A 16,173-nucleotide genomic window follows, 5' to 3' on the forward strand; every position below is an offset into this window, starting at 1 on the left:
CGAATGACCACGTTAACCACGTAATTCCGACCTTGGCCACGCCCCGGGGCGTGGTTAACCAGCCAAACACGTGGTTAACGTGGTCATTCGCAAGGGGCGCGGTCAGGCGCGCTTGAGACGCAGCGTCAGCACCTGGAACGGACGCAGGGCCAGGTCGACGCCACCGTCGTTGACGTCGATCCGCTCCGCGCGCCCGTTGGACGCGATACCGGTCGGCTGGCCGTCGGACGCGAGCAGCGGCCGCTCCAGCAGGTCGGTCTCGACCACGGTGCCGAGGTCGAACGACGTGGTGAGCCGCGCCCTGGCCCGGCCACCGTGCGCCTCGTAGAGCCGCACCACCACGTCGCCGTCGCGGTCGTCGGACAGCTTGACGGCCTCGACGACAACCGCGGGGTTGTCGATCTCGACCAGCGGCTCGACACCCTGAGCACCGGTCAGGTGGCGGGCCGGCAGGTTGATGCGGTAGCCCTCCTCGACGGCCTCCGGGATGCCGGCGCCCGGCACCAGGGCGTACGACAGCTTGTGCTCGCCCTGGTCGGTGACCGGGTCGGGCACGCGCGGCGCGCGCAGCAGCGAGAGCCGGACGGTCGTCGTGGTGCCGCCGTCCTCGCGAGCCTCGCGGGTCACGTCGTGGCCGTAGGTGGAGTTGTTGACGATCGCGTGGCCGTAGCCCGGCTCGGCGACGTGGATCCAGCGGTGCGCGCAGATCTCGAACTTCGCGGCCTCCCACGAGGTGTTGGTGTGGGTGTCGCGGTAGAGGTGCCCGAACTGCGTCTCCGACGCCGACCGGTCCGCCCGCACGTCCAGCGGGAACGCGGCCTTGAGGAACTTCTCCTTCTCGTGCCAGTCGATCTCGTTGTCGACGTTGACCTGGCACTGGCCCGAACGCACCGTGAGCGTCTGCTTGATCGTCGAGCTGCTGAACGACCGCTTGATCTCGACGACAGCTTCCTCGTCGGTGGAGCTGACGATCTCGATCGAGTCGACGTCGACGAGGTCGGTGACCTTGTTGCGGTAGAACGGGTCGACGTCCCACGCGTCCCAGAGGTTCGGCGTGTCGACGTGCAGCTGCAGGAGGTTGCCGGCCTGGCCCGGTGCGATCGCCTCGCGCTCGGACTCGATCTCGTAGACCGAGGTCAGCAGGCCCCGCTCGTCGATCGTGACGCGGATCAGCCCGTTGTCGACCAGGATGGTGCCGCCGGCCTTGCTCGCCGACACCTTCGGAGCGTGCGAGCCGTGCGCGACGGCCGCACCCAGCGCCGGAACGCCGTGCAGGTCGAAAGGCGTGGCGTTGAAGACGATCGTCTCGTCGCCGTCACCGGCCAGGGCCTTCTGCGCCTTGCCGATGATCTCCTCGAGCTCGACCGCCAGCCGGGCGTAGGTCTCCTCGGCCTCGCGGTGCACCCAGTGGATCGAGCTGCCCGGCAGGATGTCGTGGAACTGGTTCAGCAGCACGGCCTTCCAGATCCGGTCGAGATCGTCGTAGGGGTAGTCGAGCTTGCCCGCCACCGCCGCGGCCGTCGACCACAGCTCGGCCTCGCGCAGCAGGTGCTCGCTGCGGCGGTTGCCCTGCTTGGTCTTGGCCTGCGAGGTGTAGGTCGCGCGGTGCAGCTCGAGGTAGAGCTCACCGAGCCAGACCGGCGCGTTGTACTCCGCCCGGGCGGCGTCGAAGAAGTCCTTCGGGTGCTCGATGCGCACCTTGGGAGCGGACTCCAGGTCGGAGAACCGCTCGGCGCGGGCGAGCATCTCGCGGGTGGGTCCGCCACCGCCGTCGCCGTGGCCGAACGGCAGCAGCGAGAGCGTTCCTCCGCCCTTGTCGGCGTACTGCCGCTGGGCGCGCTCCAGCTCCTCGGCGGTGACCATGCCGTTGTAGGTGTCGGCCGGCGGGAAGTGCGTGAAGACCTTCGTGCCGTCGATGCCCTCCCACCAGAACGTGTGGTGGGGGAACTTGTTGGTCTGGTTCCAGGAGATCTTCTGGGTGAGGAAGTACGTGGAGTTGGACAGCTTCACCAGCTGCGGCATCGCGGCGGAGTAGCCGAACGAGTCGGGCAGCCACACGACGTCGGTCTCGATGCCGTACTCGTCGAGGAAGAAGCGCTTGCCGTGCACGAACTGGCGGGCCATCGCCTCACCGCCGGGCATGTTGGTGTCGGACTCGACCCACATGCCGCCGATCGGGATGACCTGCTCGTTCTCGACGCCTTCCTTCAGTCGCTTCCAGACCTTCGGGTGGTGCTCCTTCATCCAGGCGTGCTGCTGGGCCTGGGAGAACGCGAACCGGAAGCCGGGGTTGTCCTTGGCCAGCGCGGTGACGTTGGAGACCGTGCGAGCGACCTTGCGGACGGTCTCGCGCAGCGGCCACAGCCAGGCCGAGTCGATGTGCGCGTGGCCGACGGCCGAGATCTGGTGGGCCGAGGCGTAGGCCGGCTTGTCGAGCAGCGGCGCGAGCTGCTCGCGGGCCTCACCCGCGGTGCCGGCGATGTCGTCGTAGTCGAGGGCGTCCAGCGCACGCTCGAGGCCGCGCAGAATCTCGGCGCGCCGCGGCAGCTCGTTCGACAGGGTCTTCATGAGGCCCTGCAGGACCTCGATGTCGCGGAGGAGGTGCCAGACCTCGACGTTGACCAGTGCGAGGTCGGCGCGGCGGATGTCGTAGATCGGCTCGTCGCCGGCCGTCTCCTTGTCGCCGTACTTGTTGGGTGCGAAGTCGGGCCACTCGATGACGGTCGGGTTGGCCGCGGCCTCGACGTAGATCTGGTAGCTCTCACCACCGGTGGCCAGCGCGGCCGCCGTGCCGTTGACGCCACCGGAGTTGAGGCCGCTGACCGGCACGTAGTGGTTGTCGGGCGACAGGCCCTTGATCGGCTCGCCGTCCTTGGTGTAGGCGAGGCCCTCGGCCGAGAAGCCGGGACCGCCGCCGAAGCCGAGGTCGATGACGGCCTCGACCGGCCGGCCGTCCCACTCCTGCGGGATCTGGCCGGTCAGGCGGAACCAGGCGGTGCCCCACGGCGCGCCCCAGACGTCGCCGAGCGAGGCGGGCTTGTAGTCGGCGGCCAGCGCATCGGCGACCGGAACCGGCTCACCTGGCGTCCGCCAGATCTCGATGTCGAGCTGCACCGTGTCGCCGTAGAGCGCGGGCTGGATCCGTTGCCGTAGCGCGCGGGCGAGACGGTTCTCGACCAGGCTCCGGTCGTCGTGCATTTGTCCTCCGTGCGGGGGATGTTTGTGGTGGTGATGGGCCCGGTGACCCCAACGTTGGGCTCTCGAAGACGCTAGCCCAGCACGGCCGCCTGCCTCGCCAGGCCCTGGATCACCCTACTCGTAACCACGCAAATCGCACCGGATGTGCTACCCACCGTAGTGTGAGCCGTCGACGGCCGGCGCCTGCGTGCACAAGCCTCCCCTTTTGGGAACCTTCCGGATCTGGTCATCCGCTTGCCGAAGCCGTACGAATTCATTGACGATGAGACTGGCAAGAGATACGGTCTAGACCGTTAGTTCGACTAGAGGGGCGCGCGGGTGCGTACAACTGTGTTCGCCGACGAGGCGGAGCTGGAGGATCGGCTGTCGACGCCGTCCGCGGGACTGCTCGCGGACCTCGGTGCGATCGACGGCGACCTCCTGGTGCTCGGCGCCGGAGGCAAGATGGGGCCCAGCCTGTGCCGGCTGGCCAGGCGAGCCCTGGACCAGCTGAGCGAGGCGGGCGGCGACCGTCGTCGAGTCATCGCCGTGTCGCGGTGGACCGACCAGGCCGTCGAGCAGCAACTGAAGGATGCCGGCGTCGAGACCGTCACGTACGACCTGAACGCCGACGACGACCTGGCCGCGCTCCCGGACGCCGCCAACGTCGTGTTCATGGCCGGCGCGAAGTTCGGCTCGACCGGGAAGCCCGCGGGCACCTGGGCCACCAACGTGCTGATCCCGAGCGCGGTGGCGCGACGCTTCGCCGGCTCACGGATCGCGGCGTTCTCGACCGGCAATGTCTATCCACTGGTCTCGGTGAGCGAGGGCGGCAGTGTCGAGGACGACGCACCGGATCCCGTCGGCGAGTACGCCATGTCGTGCCTTGGCCGAGAGCGCGTCTTCGAGTACGCCGCCGAGCACCGCGGCACGCGGGTCGCGCTGATCCGGCTCAACTACGCGATCGATCTGCGGTACGGCGTGCTGGCCGACATCGGCCGGAAGGTCCACGACGGCCTGCCCGTCGACGTCACGACCGGGCACGTGAACGTCGTCTGGCAGGGATACGCGAACGAGGTCACGTTGCGCTCGCTGCGCCTGGCCGCAGCTCCCGCGTTCACGCTGAACGTCACCGGGCCGGAGACGGCCTCGGTGCGCGAGATCGCCCGGATCTACGGGCAGCTGTTCGACACCACACCACAGATCACCGGTACGGAAGCGCCGACAGCGTTGTTGTCGAACGCCGGCCGCTGCCACGGACTGTTCGGTTATCCAGACCTCTCGCTCCGCCAGCTGATCGAGGCGCAGGCCGACTGGATCCGGAAGGGCGGCGTCCTGTGGGACAAACCAACCAAGTTCGAACGTCGGGACGGGCGGTTCTGAACACGATGACGGCATCGCTTCCGGCCGGCGAAAGCCGGCTTCTCTCCCAGGGCTGCGTGATTCCCGCCCATCCGCTCGCCCTCACCGCCGAGCGGCAGCTCGACGAGCGTCGGCAACGGGCGCTGACGCGCTACTACATCGCGTCCGGCGCCGGTGGGGTCGCGATCGGCGTACACACGACCCAGTTCGCGATCCGTTCGGCAGGCTTGTTCGAGCCGCTGCTGGAGCTGACCCGCGACACGATCGACGCGGCGGGCATCGACCGGCCGTTCCTGCGGATCGCCGGCGTGTGCGGCGACGTGCACCAGGCCGTCGAGGAGACCGAGATCGCCGCCAGGCTTGGCTATCAGGCCGTCCTGCTCGGCCCGCCGGCCTCGCCGCACCTCGACGAGCAGGACCTCCTGCTGCGTGCGAAGGCGATCGGCGAGGTGCTGCCCGTCATCGGGTTCTACCTGCAGGAGGCCGTGGGCGGCCGTTACCTGTCGACGCAGTTCTGGCGGCAGCTGGCCGACCTGCCGTGCGTGGTCGGCGTGAAGGTCGCACCGTTCGACCGCTACCGCACGCTGGAGGCCGTACGCGGGATCGCGTCGGCCGACCGCGGCTCCGAGGTGGCGATCTACACCGGCAACGACGACACGATCGTGCCCGATCTGCTGACCCCGTTGGACGTTTCGGTGGGTGGCAAGGTCGTGCGGCGGCGGATGGTCGGCGGGCTGCTCGGCCAGTGGGCGGTGTGGACGCGGCAGGCGGTCCTGCTCCTGGAACGGACGCGGCAGGCCTGGAACGGCGACCACGCCCTGCTGCGGCAGACGCTCGACGAAGGGGTTCGGCTCACCGAGGCCAACGCGGCGATCTTCGACGCCGCCCACGGCTTCGCCGGCTGCATCGCCGGCGTACACGAGGTGTTACGGCGTCAAGGACTGCTTGCGGGGACCTGGTGCCTGGAACCGCACGAGACGCTCTCCCCCGGCCAGCAGGCCGAGATCGAGCGCGTGTGCCGGGCCTATCCTGAGCTGACCGACGACGCGTTCGTGGAGGAGCACCTTGACGAGTGGCTCAGCTGAATCTTCTGCTGGCCGGCCGGTCGCCGCTGTCGCGGTGCCGGAGGCGTTGCGTTCGCTGTTCTTCACGGCCGAGGCCTGGGAGAGGCTGGAGTCGGTCGCGTCGCTGCGGCTTGTCGCCGGGGACCATCGCTCTCCGGCGGTCTACGGCGACTTGATTGAGGGCGCCGAGATCGTCATCACGGCGTGGGGCAATCCGGCCCTGTCCTCGGACCTGCTGAAGCGGGCTCCCGATCTGCGGCTGCTCGCGCACACGGCGGCCAGTGTCAAGCCGTACGTCACCGCGGCCTCGTGGGAGGCGGGCGTACGCGTGACGCAGGCCGGGCAGGCGATGGCGCCGGCGGTCGCGGAGGCAGCGCTGGCTCACACGCTGGCGTTGCTGCACCGGCTGCACCGCTTCGACCACGCGCTGCGGGCGTCCGACGCGGACTGGCCGACTGCCAAGACGGCGCCCGCGCGGCGCGAGCTGTCCACGGCGGTGGTCGGCGTGGTCGGGGCCTCGCGGTGCGGGCGGTCGTACATCGGGATGGTGCGGGCGCTGGGTGCGCAGGTGCAGGTCTACGACCCGTACCTCTCAGCCGCCGACGCCCTGGCGTTGGGTGTCTCGAAGGTCTCGCTGCCGGAGCTGATGCGTACGTCCAAGGTGGTGGCGGTGCACGCGCCCGTCACGCCGGAGACGCGACACCTCGTTGGCGCGGCCGAACTCGCCCTGATGCCGGACGACTCGGTGCTGGTGAACATCGCACGTTCGTGGCTCGTGGACCAGGACGCGCTGCTGGCCGAGCTGAGTACGGGCCGCATCGACGCCGGCCTCGACGTCTTCGACGAGGAACCCCTCCCGGCCGACCACCCGTTCCGGGCGCTGCCGAACGTCCTGCTGGTGCCCCATGAGGCCGGCGGCACCCTCGACGCCCGCTGGCGAGCCGGCCATATCATCGCCGACGAGGTGGCCCGCTTCGTCGCGGGTGAGCCGCTCCAGCACGAGGTGACCAGCGACATGGTCGCCATCATGGGCTGACGCCACTCCCGGACGCACTTGTACGGCCTGGCTGTACCGCCGATCCCTGGTCGGGTGGCACATCCAGGCCGGGTCGTGGCGTCCGTGGCCCTCGGACGTACGGTCGGCCTCGGCTAGAGGTCGACGCGGTAGATGACCGGGGGCCGGCCCATCTGACCTTCGTTGATCGTGCCGACCGGAATCGCCGCCCCGGCACGTTCGAGCCGTTTCAGCAGGCGTCTTGCGCTGCGTTCCTGGACTTCGAACGCCTCCGCCAGCTCGGCCGCCGTCACCAGCGGTTCGGCCTGGTCGGAGAGGTAGTGGCGCAACGACTGCAACGTACGCCGGCTCATGCCGAGCCGGGCCGCCAGCCGCGACAGGTCGGTACGCGCTTCCGGACTGCGGTCCTCGCGCGCCAGCACCCGGTCGTTGTCGTGCGGTGCGGCGAGTACCGCCGCCACCTCGCCTTGTAGTCGCGCCCGGGCGAGCGCGCGTGAGGCGTTCGCGGCCGCGTCGCCGGCCGAGCGGCCCACGCCGAGTCCGACGTGTACCGAGTCGTGCCGTGCGGCGAGCCGTTCGAGGAACGGCGCGGCACGCAGGTTGTCGGTCGCCCGTTCGAGCGGACCGCGTGTGGTCACCAGCAAGTAGCGCTCTCCGTCGATCCGGACCACGGCACCGCCCAGTTCACCGAGGTCGCGTTCCAACGCACTGTCTGGTGTATCTAGTTCGACGAATCCCAACGCCACCTGGGCGTCGAAATGGTGTCGGCTCTGTGTCTGCAGCTCGAGTGCGTCGATCGCTTCGCGAATGTCGCGATGCGACGGCGCCAGACGGACGACCGGCATTTCGTGCCGGAGTACGTCGTATGCCGACCGCAGACAGGTAATCGCCACCTTCGCACCATGTTTGGCCCGAGCCTGCCGGTGGAACTCAACGAAGTCCCCCGACTGAACCGTCGGCTCGTACTCCATCGTGCGTGCGGTGTGAATGGACAGCCCTGCCACAGCAAGGGTTTCGCCGACTTCGCCCGGAGCGAGCGTGTCAATGCTGAGCTTCGACAGATCGCGTCCTTCCTGCGCAAGCCGGAACAGTGTGCCGAGCAGCGTCACCCCGCTATAGGAAACGTGCTCGGCGGGCTGTGCGATCTTTCCCGCCCCCTTGGCGATCTCGTGTGGTACGACCCCGGTGAACAGCCAGGCGTCCACGTCGTCGACGTGATCCGCCATGAGCTTCGGGGTCTCGTGCTCGTCGCCGTACGACAGAGGTACGGCGGTCAACCCAGGCATGGTGTCTACGACCTCAGCGACCCGCGGAGACAGGTCGGTGGGGCCGACGACACCGAATGTCAGCACCATGAACGTAGGTTACGGGTAGTGAAGCTGCCAGGGGAAGAAACAGGAGTAATGTCGTCGTGATGCAATCCGTGGGCCGGCCAGAAACGGGCACAGAAACGGCGGGATCCACCGGCGCCGGCAATCGGCTGGAGCGGTTGCGTGGCGGCGTGGTCGCGGCGGCGCTCACACCCTTCCGATCCGACGGCAGCGTCGGCCGAGCGGCTACCAATCGTTACATAACGGCGATACGCGACGGTGGAGTCCGCGGCCTGGCCGTCGGTGCACACACCGGGCGCGGCGCGCGGCTGCCGGCTTCGGAGCTCGCGTGGCTGGTCGAGGAATACTCCTCGGTGTCCGGACTGCCGGTGGTCGCCGGGCTGGGCGTGGCGGCCGGAGGCTCCGCAGACTCCTCCGACGACACCCTGCTCCGGCTCGGCGAGCGGCTGATCGCGGCGGGAGCCACCGCGCTCCTCGTCAACCCTCCGCCCGGTGCGTCGCGCGAACGGATCGTCGGCCTGCACGAGAAGCTGGGCGGCGAGCTCGGGATCCCGCTGGTGGCGTTCGTTCTGTACGAACGAGCCAGCGGCTGCCAGTACGACTCCGCGACCGTCGCCGAACTGGCCGCGCTGCCGTTCGTCGATGGCGTCAAGCTCGCACTGCTCGACGACGCGATGGCGTGTCAGGACCTGATCGCCGTCGTCCGCCGGCAGGCGCCGGAAACCCTTGTTCTCACAGGCGAAGACCGGATGTACGGCCCCTCGCTGATGTGGGGTGCGGACGCCGCGCTGGTGGGCATCGCCGCGGCGCTGCCTGCGCTCTCTGTGGCCGTCCTGGACGCCTGGAACCGCGAGGACTACGCGGAGTTCGTCGCCGCCTCGGCTCGGCTGGACGCGCTGGCTGCCCTGACGTTCCGGGAGCCGATGGAGGGTTACGTCCAGCGGATGGCCTGGGCGGCGGAGTGGCAGGGCATCCTGCCCGGTGACCTGGCCAACGACCCGTACGGCCCGCCGTGCGACCCCGCCGAACGCGAGGCGCTGCGCGCGGCACTCGCCGGGCTCTGACCCCTGCTACGAGACGTTCGACCTGCTGGCGCCGTTGACATGCTCCTGCTCGGCGGCCGTCAGCCGGGCGATCACGTCGTCTGGCTCGAGGTCCATCCCGGCGGCCTCCGCGCCGCTCCAGTTGACCCCGGCGAGCATGTTGTCGCGGCGTAACCCCGCGAGCCACTGAGTGCGCCACTCCTCCAGCGAAATCTCCTCCGGCTCGAAGCCGGAGTAGGCCGGAACGGCGTCGATGATGCGTAACACGCGGGACTTCCTGGACCAGAATGGCATCGCACGCTGCCCCTCACTGGTCATCGGGGCCGGGAAGCCGCCACCGTCGCGCATGGTCCAGACCACGCCGTCTCGAACAACCTCCCGAAAGAACGCTGCCGCTTGTGCCGCGCTCTGCCGCACCCGTGCTCCCTCCTCCGGCTGGCCCTTCCCCGTTGGAGGCTACTCGATCTGTACTCATCCGAACACAGTGAGCCGGTTCGTCGCCGGCACCACGATAAGCCCGTGCGCCACCGCCGGCCCGAGCGCCACGGTGCCGCCCGGCCCTACGGATGCGCCCGTGTTGCCCTGCCATATCAACGGCGGGCTTCCCTGCCGGACGATCGGCAGCTTACCCGCGATATCCGCGAGCACGACGCAGTTCGCTTTCAGATAGACGGTCGTCACGCTGGTTGGAGTGAAGGTGCGGGCGTCAACGACCGCTGACAGAGGAGATGTCACGTTGGAGACAACCGTCCGAACCGTATAGAAATAGCCCGTTCCGGACTCGAGCGAACCGCTCGTCAGCCGCGACGCCGGTGTGGTGCCGGCCGGTGAGTACCACGGGCCGAAGCCCGGCGGCCGTTCTTTACGGAAGCGTTCGTGCCCAGGCCTGGACGTCGTACGGGTGGGGCAGCCGCCGCTCGCTCACGGTGTCGAGCCTCTTCATCTGGTCCTCCGTCAGGCTCCAGCCGAGCGCGCCCAGATTGTCCTCGAAGTGCTCCATCGTGCGGGCGCCGATGATCGGCGCGGTGACGGCCGGGCGCTGCATCAGCCAGCGCAGCGCAACCTGCGCGACGCTCCGGCCGGCCTCCGCCGCTACGGCCGAGACGACATCGAGGACCCGCCAGGTCTCCTCGGTCGCGTAGTGGGTCCAGATCGGATCCCCGTTCTCGTTCAGGCGCTCGATCCGGGTGTCGGACGGCGGCGCCGACAGGCCCCTGCGGTACCGCCCGGCCAGGAAGCCCATCCGCAACGGGCTCCACGCGATCAACCCCAGCCCTTCGGCCGCGCACAGCGGCACCAGCTCCCACTCGATGTCGCGGTCGAGCAGGTTGTAGAGCAACTGCAGGCAGGTGTACGGCTCCCAGCTGTGCTGCCGCGCCAGGTCGATCGCCTTCTGGGTCTGCCAGCCGCCGTGGCTGCTCGCACCGACGAACCGCACCTTGCCGCTGCGTACGAGAATGTCCAACGTGGAAAGGGTTTCCTCGAACGGCGTGTGCTCGTCGAAGACGTGGGTCTGATACAGGTCGATGTAGTCGGTGCCGAGCCGGCGCAGGCTCCCTTCGACGGCCGCGAGGATGTGCTTGCGCCCGTTGCCCCGGTCGTTCGGCGCGGGGCCGATGCGGTGGTACACCTTCGTCGCGATCACGAGGTCGTCGCGTTGCTGGTGCTTCAGCCAGCGGCCGAGGATGTCGGTCGCGGCACCGCCGGAGTAGCCGTCGGCGGTGTCGATGAACGTGCCGCCGGCCTCGACGAAGGCGTCGAGCATCGCGTACGCGGTCGCCTCGTCGGTGTCGCCGCCGAACGTCATCGTGCCGAGGCACAGCTCGGAGACCCGTAGCCCGGTCCGGCCAAGAAATCGTTGCTCCATGTCGTTCGACGCTATGGCCGCAGCATCGATACGTCCAATGCAAGATACTGGACTACTCGATGCGGCTGTGACATCGTTCGGCAGGTGGAGCTCTACCAGCTTCGATCGTTCGCCGCGGTCGCCGAGGACCTGCACATGGGCCGGGCCGCCGCCCGGCTGCACCTCGCGCAGCCCACGTTGAGCCGCCAGATCGCTTCCCTGGAACGCGATCTGGGCGTCGAGCTGTTCAGCAGGGCGCACCGGCGGATACAGCTGACGACCGCCGGTGAGGTCCTCCTCGCCCACGCCCACGAGATCCTCAGCCGCTCCGACACCGCCCGCCGGGACGCGCGCCGGGCCGCGCAGGGCGAGCTCGGCACGTTGCGGCTGGGATTCGTCCAGTCCGCGACGTACGACCTGCTGCCGCGGCTGGTCCGGCGGTTCCGGACGGCCTTTCCCGACGTACATGTCGAGGCCACGTTCATGACCACACTGCAACAGATCGCGGCGCTACGAAACGGTCAGCTCGACGCGGGCCTGCTCCGGCCGCGGCAGCCCGCCGACGCCACCGGAACGGCGGGCATCGCCGGCTTGGAGCTGCTGTCGCTCGCGCACGATCCGATGGTGGCCGTGGTTCCGGCGGGCCATCGGCTGGCCGGCCGGTCCGAGATCTCGCTGGCCGCGCTCGCCGGCGAGCCGTTCGTCTTGTACACCAAGGAGTCCGGCTCCACCGGATACGACCTGATCCTGGACTCCTGCCGGCAGGCCGGCTTCACACCCAATGTCGTGCAGCACGCCATGGACGCCCCGACGATCGTCGCGATGGTCGCCGCCGGGCTCGGGGTGTCCGTGCTGATCAGCCCTGCTCCCCCGATCGATCCGGCACTCGTGTCGTACCGCAGGCTGAGCGATCCGCTGCCCACCTGGGAGATGGCGCTGGCCTGGATGCCGGGCAACGCCTCGGCGGCGCTCGCGCGGTTCCGCCGACTCGCCACCGACGCGGCCGGTCAGCGGCCCTGAGTCGACTCGCGGACTTCCAGCGTGTACGGCGCGAAGATCTCCTGCGGCCCTTCGGTGGAGGCCTGCCCCGGCTTGCCACTGCCGCCGAGCTGCCGGTTCAGCAGGTCGACCGCCAGCTCCGCGATCTTCGCCTTGTCGGGCGAGATCGTCGACAACGTAGGCGTGGAGTAACGCCCGTCCTCGATGTCGTCGAAACCGATCACCGCGATGTCGTCGGGCACCCGCACCCCGCGCTCGGCCAGCGTACGAAGCGCCCCCAACGCCAGCAGGTCGTTGAAGCAGAACACCGCATCCGGCGGCGACTTCGAGTCGAGCAGCCGCGCCATCGCCTCCGCACCGTCGCGCCGGTGGAAACGCTCGGTCGGCACGACCAGCGACGCGCGGTACGGCAGCTTCGCATCGGTCAGCGCCTGCTTGTATCCGGACAGCCGCACCCTCGCCGTCATCCCCGACGGCGCCTTCTGCGCACCGATCGCCGCGACCCGGGAGCGCCCCAACCCGATCAGGTGAGACGTCGCGAGATGTGCGGCGGCCACATTGTCGATCACCACGTGGTCGGCCGGCCCATGGTGGATCCGCTCGCCCAGCAACACCATCGGCGTCGCGTCGCGCCGGTCGGCGAGGTCGTCGGCGGTCAGCGCCAGCGGGCTGAGGATCAGACCGTCGATCAGCTGGTCGCGGATCCCGCCGATCACTTCGCGTTCGCGTTCCTGCACGCCCTCGGTCTGGTCGACGAGCACCGTCCAGCCGTAACCGCCGGCCGCGGAGACCAGGTGCCGGGCCAGCTCGGCGAAGTAGGGCACATCGAGTTCGGGCACCGCGAGCGCGATCACGCCGGTACGCCCGCGCCGCAGGCTCCGCGCGGAGAGGTTCGGGCGGTACTGCAGCCGCTCGATCGCTTCCTCGACCCGCTGCCGCGTCTCGACCGACACGTGGACGTACCCATTGACCACATTCGAGACGGTCTTGGCCGACACGCCCGCCAGCTCCGCGACGTCCTTCAACGTGGTCACCATCGCACCATTGTGCGGGATCGGCTAGTCAACCGGAAGGAGGCCCACCCGTTCGCGGGCGGCGTGGTATTGCTCGTCGAAGCCCTTCAGCGTCGCCGGCCAACTGCAGTCGGTCGGCTCGGTGGCCCGGTTGTACGCCGCGATCCGGTGCCGCAACTGCGCGTCGCCGGCGAGCCGGACGATCGCGTCGACCATGCCGGGTTCGGTGTCGGCCAGCAGCCCTTCGACGCCGGACGAAACGAAGTCGGAGATACCGCTGCGGGTGTACGCCACGATCGGGACGCCGGCCGTACGAGCTTCCAGTGCCGCGATACCGAACGACTCCTTGATCGCCGGCGCGACGAACACGTCGGCCGTTCCGAGCACCCGCTGGATCTCCGACCGGTCGAGGCGGCCCGCGAGCCGCACCCAGCTGCCGAGGCCGTTGCGCAGGATGTGGCGTTCCATCGCCGGCCGGGCCGGCCCGTCGCCGACGATCGTCGCTCGCAGCTGAACGGCCGGCGGCAGCCGCCGGTGCGCGGCACCCAGAACGCGCAGCAGCGCGATCGGCCGTTTCCGCGGCGCCAGCCTTCCGACCGCGACCACATGTACGACGTCGTCCCCGGCAGCACCCGCTCCGGCAGCACCCGCTCCGGAACCGGCTCCGGCACCGGCTGTGCCCCGGGAAGACAGCCGCCAGCCGGCCGGGTCGATCCCGTTGCCGACCACGCCGACGTCGACGCCACCACCCGCGACCGCGCGGATCGGAGCCGCGGCGGCCGTGCTCACGGTCGTACCGACCATCGGCCAGCCTCGCCAGCCCACCAGCCGATCCAGCGTGCGATAGATGCCCTGGGTCACGGGGTCCCACAAGCTGTGCACGGTCACCACCGTCGGCAGCCCGAGCCGCACCGACTCGCGCACCCCCGACCAGGCGAACGGCGACACCACTCCGATGTGGATGTGTACGACGTCCGGTCGTAGTTCCTCCAACGCCCCCCGCAGCTCGTGACCAGCTCGCGGATGCACGGGAAGCTCCCACGGCAAGGGCGCGATGATCCGGCGCACGTCGGCCGGGTGGTCCGGCGCGGTACGCGACCGATTGGGCGTCGCGGTGATCACGCTCACCCGATGCCCGTGCTCTTTCTGCAGTCTCGTCAGCTCGGCGACCTGAATCTCGATGCCGCCGAGCCTCGGGAGGAAACAATCACTGATATGAACGATTTTCATCCGTTGCTCCCCGCAAGCCGCGTCGACAAGTAAACGCCGATTCCCTTGGCCATGCGGTCATCTTCCCTAACTCGGCGCACGAATAACGCAGGTGAAGTCCCTGGGAATACCCCGACTCGACCCTGACAGCGGGGTAATTCGGGCGTAAGAACTGTCAGGCTTGACCCATGACCGACCGGCGAACGTGCGTCTTTTTCCACGCGCATCCCGACGACGAGGCGCTCTACACCTCCGGCACGATGGCCATGCTCGCGGCCGAGGGGCATCGGGTCGTGCTCGTCGTCGCGACCGCCGGTGACCGTGGGCTCGCCGCCGCGGACGCGGTGTCAGGCGGCGCTGGCGGCCAGACGCTGGGTGACCTACGCCTGGACGAGCTCGAGGCCTCCGCCAAGGTGCTCGGCTGCGCTCGCGTCGAGTTCCTCGGCTACGCCGACTCCGGCATCGACGGTGACGCCGAGCCCACGCCGGACGGCCGGGAGCCGTTCGCCTCGGCCGACGTCGAGAAGGCCGCCGAGCGGCTCGCCGCGATCCTCACAGAGGAGAACGCCGACGTCCTCACGGTCTACGACCCGTCCGGCGGCTATGGCCACGCCGACCACCGGCAGGTCCACACGGTCGGTTACCGCGCGGCCGCGCTGGCCGGCACGCACCGGGTCCTCGAGAGCACTGTCGACCGCGACCGGCTGCTGAAGCTGCTCCGCCTGGTCGGCCGGGTCTACCGCTTTCCACCGGGCTTCATGGCGCAGCAGGAGCGGGCGTACGCCTCCGGCTCCGAGATCACGCACCAGATCGACGTACGCCACTACGCGCGGGCCAAGCGGGCCAGCCTGAAGGCGCACGCGACCCAGGCGGGTGGTGGCTCTTCGATCCGTACGCTGGCAGCGCTGCGGATGTTGCCTTGGCCGGTCTTCGGCTGGGTACTAGGCACAGAGTGGTATGTCGAACGTGACCGCACGCCGGCTGTCCGGCTCGGGCACGTTCTGGAGGGTTGACAGGCTGATGGAGAAGCTGCTCGAAGGCCGCGTCCGCACCCTCCTGTCCGTACTGTCGCTGCTGCTGGCCTGCGGCGTCGTCGTCGCCATGCCCTACCTCGTCGGTGTCGACTGGGGCGCGATCTGGCACGAGCTGACCAAGCTCGACCCGCTGGTGTTCGCCGGGTTGTTCGTGGTCTGGATCGCCGGCCTGTGGGCCTACACCTTCGTCTTCACCGCGTCGCTGCGCGGGCTCACCCACGGCCAGGCGTTCACGCTGAACGCCACCGGGAGCGCGATCAGCAACCTGATGCCGTTCGGCGGGGCCGCCGGTGTCGCGCTGACGTTCTCGATCTGCCGGCGCTGGGGCTTCGGGCGCGCCGAAGTCGCGGTATCCACGCTGGTCACCGGCGTGTGGAACCTCCTCGCGCGCTTCTTGCTGCCCGCGGTCGGCATCGCGGCCCTGCTCCTCGCCGGTCAGGTCCCGGACGCGCGCATCGCGGTGCCCGCGGCGAGTGCGCTGGTCGGCCTGATCGCGGTCGTGGCCGCGTTGATCGTCGCGCTGGCCTGGGACCGCGGCGCCGAGGCCGTGGGCAGGGCGGCCGACCGGCTGGCGCGGCTGCTGCCTGCCAAGGTCCGGCCCGAGCCGCACCGGATCAGCGCCTCGCTGCACCGGATGCGCGAGCAGACCCACGAGGTCCTCCGCACTCAGTGGCCGCGGCTGACCGCCGGCATGGTGGTCTACATGGCGCTGCAGGCCGTGCTGTTCTGGCTCTGCCTGTGGGCGACCGGCGCGGCGGTCAGCATCCCGGTCGCGATCGCCGCGTTCGCGCTCGGCCGCCTGCTGACGGCCGCGGTCGTGACGCCGGGTGGCTTCGGCATCGCCGAGGCGGGCTCCGCCGCTCTGCTGGTGGCCACCGGCACGCCGGCCGGGCCGGCCGTGAGCGCCGTCCTGTTGTTCTCGATCTTCACGTTCGTCCTGGAGATCCCGCTCGGCGCGCTGTTCTGGATGCTGCGCAACCTGTTCGGCCGCGGCGGCCGGCCCGAGCAGGAGCCGGCCATGGCCGAGGACGATGGCGAGCAGCGTCCGGCCGGAGTCGGTCGAGCTGCGTAACCGGTCCG

Annotated in this window: 14 protein-coding genes; 7 read left to right on the forward strand and 7 right to left on the reverse strand. The window is 69.6% G+C overall.

Annotation, left to right across the window (positions count from 1 at the left end; all coding sequences use genetic code 11):
* Window positions 1-102: 102 nt before the first annotated feature.
* The gene (locus tag ACYVF6_RS23210; RefSeq protein WP_460524592.1) at window positions 103-3,198 is read right to left on the reverse strand and encodes an alpha-mannosidase; all 3,096 of its coding nucleotides are present in this window, start codon (window positions 3,196-3,198) and stop codon (window positions 103-105) included.
* Window positions 3,199-3,516: 318 nt separating this feature from the next.
* Here ACYVF6_RS23210 and ACYVF6_RS23215 point away from each other — a divergent pair, with 318 nt between their 5' ends.
* The 3 genes from ACYVF6_RS23215 to ACYVF6_RS23225 are packed head-to-tail and all read left to right on the forward strand — an operon-like array spanning window position 3,517 to window position 6,639.
* Window positions 3,517-4,560: an NAD-dependent epimerase/dehydratase family protein gene (locus ACYVF6_RS23215; protein WP_460524593.1), complete on the forward strand. Its 1,044-nt coding sequence runs from the start codon at window positions 3,517-3,519 to the stop codon at window positions 4,558-4,560.
* Between the two features lie 5 nt (window positions 4,561-4,565).
* A complete protein-coding gene (locus ACYVF6_RS23220; protein ID WP_460524594.1) occupies window positions 4,566-5,624 on the forward strand; it encodes a dihydrodipicolinate synthase family protein in 1,059 nt (352 codons plus the stop codon).
* On the forward strand, window positions 5,605-6,639 hold the full coding sequence (locus tag ACYVF6_RS23225; protein ID WP_460524595.1) for a hydroxyacid dehydrogenase: 1,035 nt from the start codon (window positions 5,605-5,607) through the stop codon (window positions 6,637-6,639). Before ACYVF6_RS23220 ends, ACYVF6_RS23225 begins: the two co-directional genes overlap by 20 nt.
* 113 nt (window positions 6,640-6,752) lie before the next feature.
* On the opposite strand, the gene ACYVF6_RS23230 is transcribed toward ACYVF6_RS23225, so the two are convergent.
* The gene (locus ACYVF6_RS23230; RefSeq protein ID WP_460524596.1) at window positions 6,753-7,973 is read right to left on the reverse strand and encodes a hypothetical protein; all 1,221 of its coding nucleotides are present in this window, start codon (window positions 7,971-7,973) and stop codon (window positions 6,753-6,755) included.
* 59 nt (window positions 7,974-8,032) lie between these two features.
* Here ACYVF6_RS23230 and ACYVF6_RS23235 point away from each other — a divergent pair, with 59 nt between their 5' ends.
* Window positions 8,033-9,013 (forward strand): dihydrodipicolinate synthase family protein, encoded by a 981-nt coding sequence (locus ACYVF6_RS23235; protein WP_460524597.1) that lies wholly within the window; start codon window positions 8,033-8,035, stop codon window positions 9,011-9,013.
* A gap of 6 nt (window positions 9,014-9,019) precedes the next feature.
* Here ACYVF6_RS23235 and ACYVF6_RS23240 read toward each other — a convergent pair whose 3' ends face one another.
* The 3 genes from ACYVF6_RS23240 to ACYVF6_RS23250 all read right to left on the reverse strand — a co-directional run bounded on the left by ACYVF6_RS23240 (window position 9,020) and on the right by ACYVF6_RS23250 (window position 10,859).
* Window positions 9,020-9,409: a DUF2750 domain-containing protein gene (locus ACYVF6_RS23240; protein ID WP_460524598.1), complete on the reverse strand. Its 390-nt coding sequence runs from the start codon at window positions 9,407-9,409 to the stop codon at window positions 9,020-9,022.
* A gap of 54 nt (window positions 9,410-9,463) precedes the next feature.
* A complete protein-coding gene (locus ACYVF6_RS23245) occupies window positions 9,464-9,673 on the reverse strand; it encodes a hypothetical protein (RefSeq protein WP_460524599.1) in 210 nt (69 codons plus the stop codon).
* Window positions 9,674-9,854: 181 nt separating this feature from the next.
* Window positions 9,855-10,859, reverse strand: a complete 1,005-nt coding sequence (locus ACYVF6_RS23250) for an aldo/keto reductase (protein WP_460524600.1) — start codon at window positions 10,857-10,859, stop codon at window positions 9,855-9,857.
* An 84-nt stretch (window positions 10,860-10,943) separates the two neighbouring features.
* On the opposite strand from ACYVF6_RS23250, the gene ACYVF6_RS23255 reads away from it, so the two are divergent.
* Window positions 10,944-11,858: a LysR family transcriptional regulator gene (locus ACYVF6_RS23255; RefSeq protein ID WP_460524601.1), complete on the forward strand. Its 915-nt coding sequence runs from the start codon at window positions 10,944-10,946 to the stop codon at window positions 11,856-11,858.
* Here ACYVF6_RS23255 and ACYVF6_RS23260 read toward each other — a convergent pair.
* Window positions 11,846-12,874, reverse strand: a complete 1,029-nt coding sequence (locus tag ACYVF6_RS23260) for a LacI family DNA-binding transcriptional regulator (RefSeq protein WP_460524602.1) — start codon at window positions 12,872-12,874, stop codon at window positions 11,846-11,848. The two genes, ACYVF6_RS23255 and ACYVF6_RS23260, sit on opposite strands and share 13 nt — an antisense overlap.
* A gap of 21 nt (window positions 12,875-12,895) precedes the next feature.
* The gene (locus ACYVF6_RS23265; RefSeq protein ID WP_460524603.1) at window positions 12,896-14,080 is read right to left on the reverse strand and encodes a glycosyltransferase family 4 protein; all 1,185 of its coding nucleotides are present in this window, start codon (window positions 14,078-14,080) and stop codon (window positions 12,896-12,898) included.
* 167 nt (window positions 14,081-14,247) lie between these two features.
* Between ACYVF6_RS23265 and ACYVF6_RS23270 the strand changes: the two genes are divergently transcribed.
* The gene (locus tag ACYVF6_RS23270) at window positions 14,248-15,072 is read left to right on the forward strand and encodes a PIG-L deacetylase family protein (RefSeq protein WP_460524604.1); all 825 of its coding nucleotides are present in this window, start codon (window positions 14,248-14,250) and stop codon (window positions 15,070-15,072) included.
* The gene (locus tag ACYVF6_RS23275; RefSeq protein WP_460524605.1) at window positions 15,026-16,165 is read left to right on the forward strand and encodes a lysylphosphatidylglycerol synthase transmembrane domain-containing protein; all 1,140 of its coding nucleotides are present in this window, start codon (window positions 15,026-15,028) and stop codon (window positions 16,163-16,165) included. The genes ACYVF6_RS23270 and ACYVF6_RS23275 overlap by 47 nt, the downstream gene beginning before the upstream one ends.
* The last annotated feature ends 8 nt before the right edge of the window (window positions 16,166-16,173 follow it).

Source organism: Flindersiella endophytica (assembly GCF_054779015.1).

Excerpts from the sequence above, each read along its gene's own strand:
- ACYVF6_RS23235 (WP_460524597.1), top strand. The coding sequence starts at position 8,033 with ATGCAATCCGTGGGCCGGCCAGAAACGGGCACAGAAACGGCGGGATCC.
- ACYVF6_RS23210 (WP_460524592.1), bottom strand. The coding sequence starts at position 3,198 with ATGCACGACGACCGGAGCCTGGTCGAGAACCGTCTCGCCCGCGCGCTA.
- ACYVF6_RS23230 (WP_460524596.1), bottom strand. The coding sequence starts at position 7,973 with ATGGTGCTGACATTCGGTGTCGTCGGCCCCACCGACCTGTCTCCGCGG.
- ACYVF6_RS23220 (WP_460524594.1), top strand. The coding sequence starts at position 4,566 with ATGACGGCATCGCTTCCGGCCGGCGAAAGCCGGCTTCTCTCCCAGGGC.
- ACYVF6_RS23260 (WP_460524602.1), bottom strand. The coding sequence starts at position 12,874 with ATGGTGACCACGTTGAAGGACGTCGCGGAGCTGGCGGGCGTGTCGGCC.
- ACYVF6_RS23250 (WP_460524600.1), bottom strand. The coding sequence starts at position 10,859 with ATGGAGCAACGATTTCTTGGCCGGACCGGGCTACGGGTCTCCGAGCTG.
- ACYVF6_RS23270 (WP_460524604.1), top strand. The coding sequence starts at position 14,248 with ATGACCGACCGGCGAACGTGCGTCTTTTTCCACGCGCATCCCGACGAC.
- ACYVF6_RS23265 (WP_460524603.1), bottom strand. The coding sequence starts at position 14,080 with ATGAAAATCGTTCATATCAGTGATTGTTTCCTCCCGAGGCTCGGCGGC.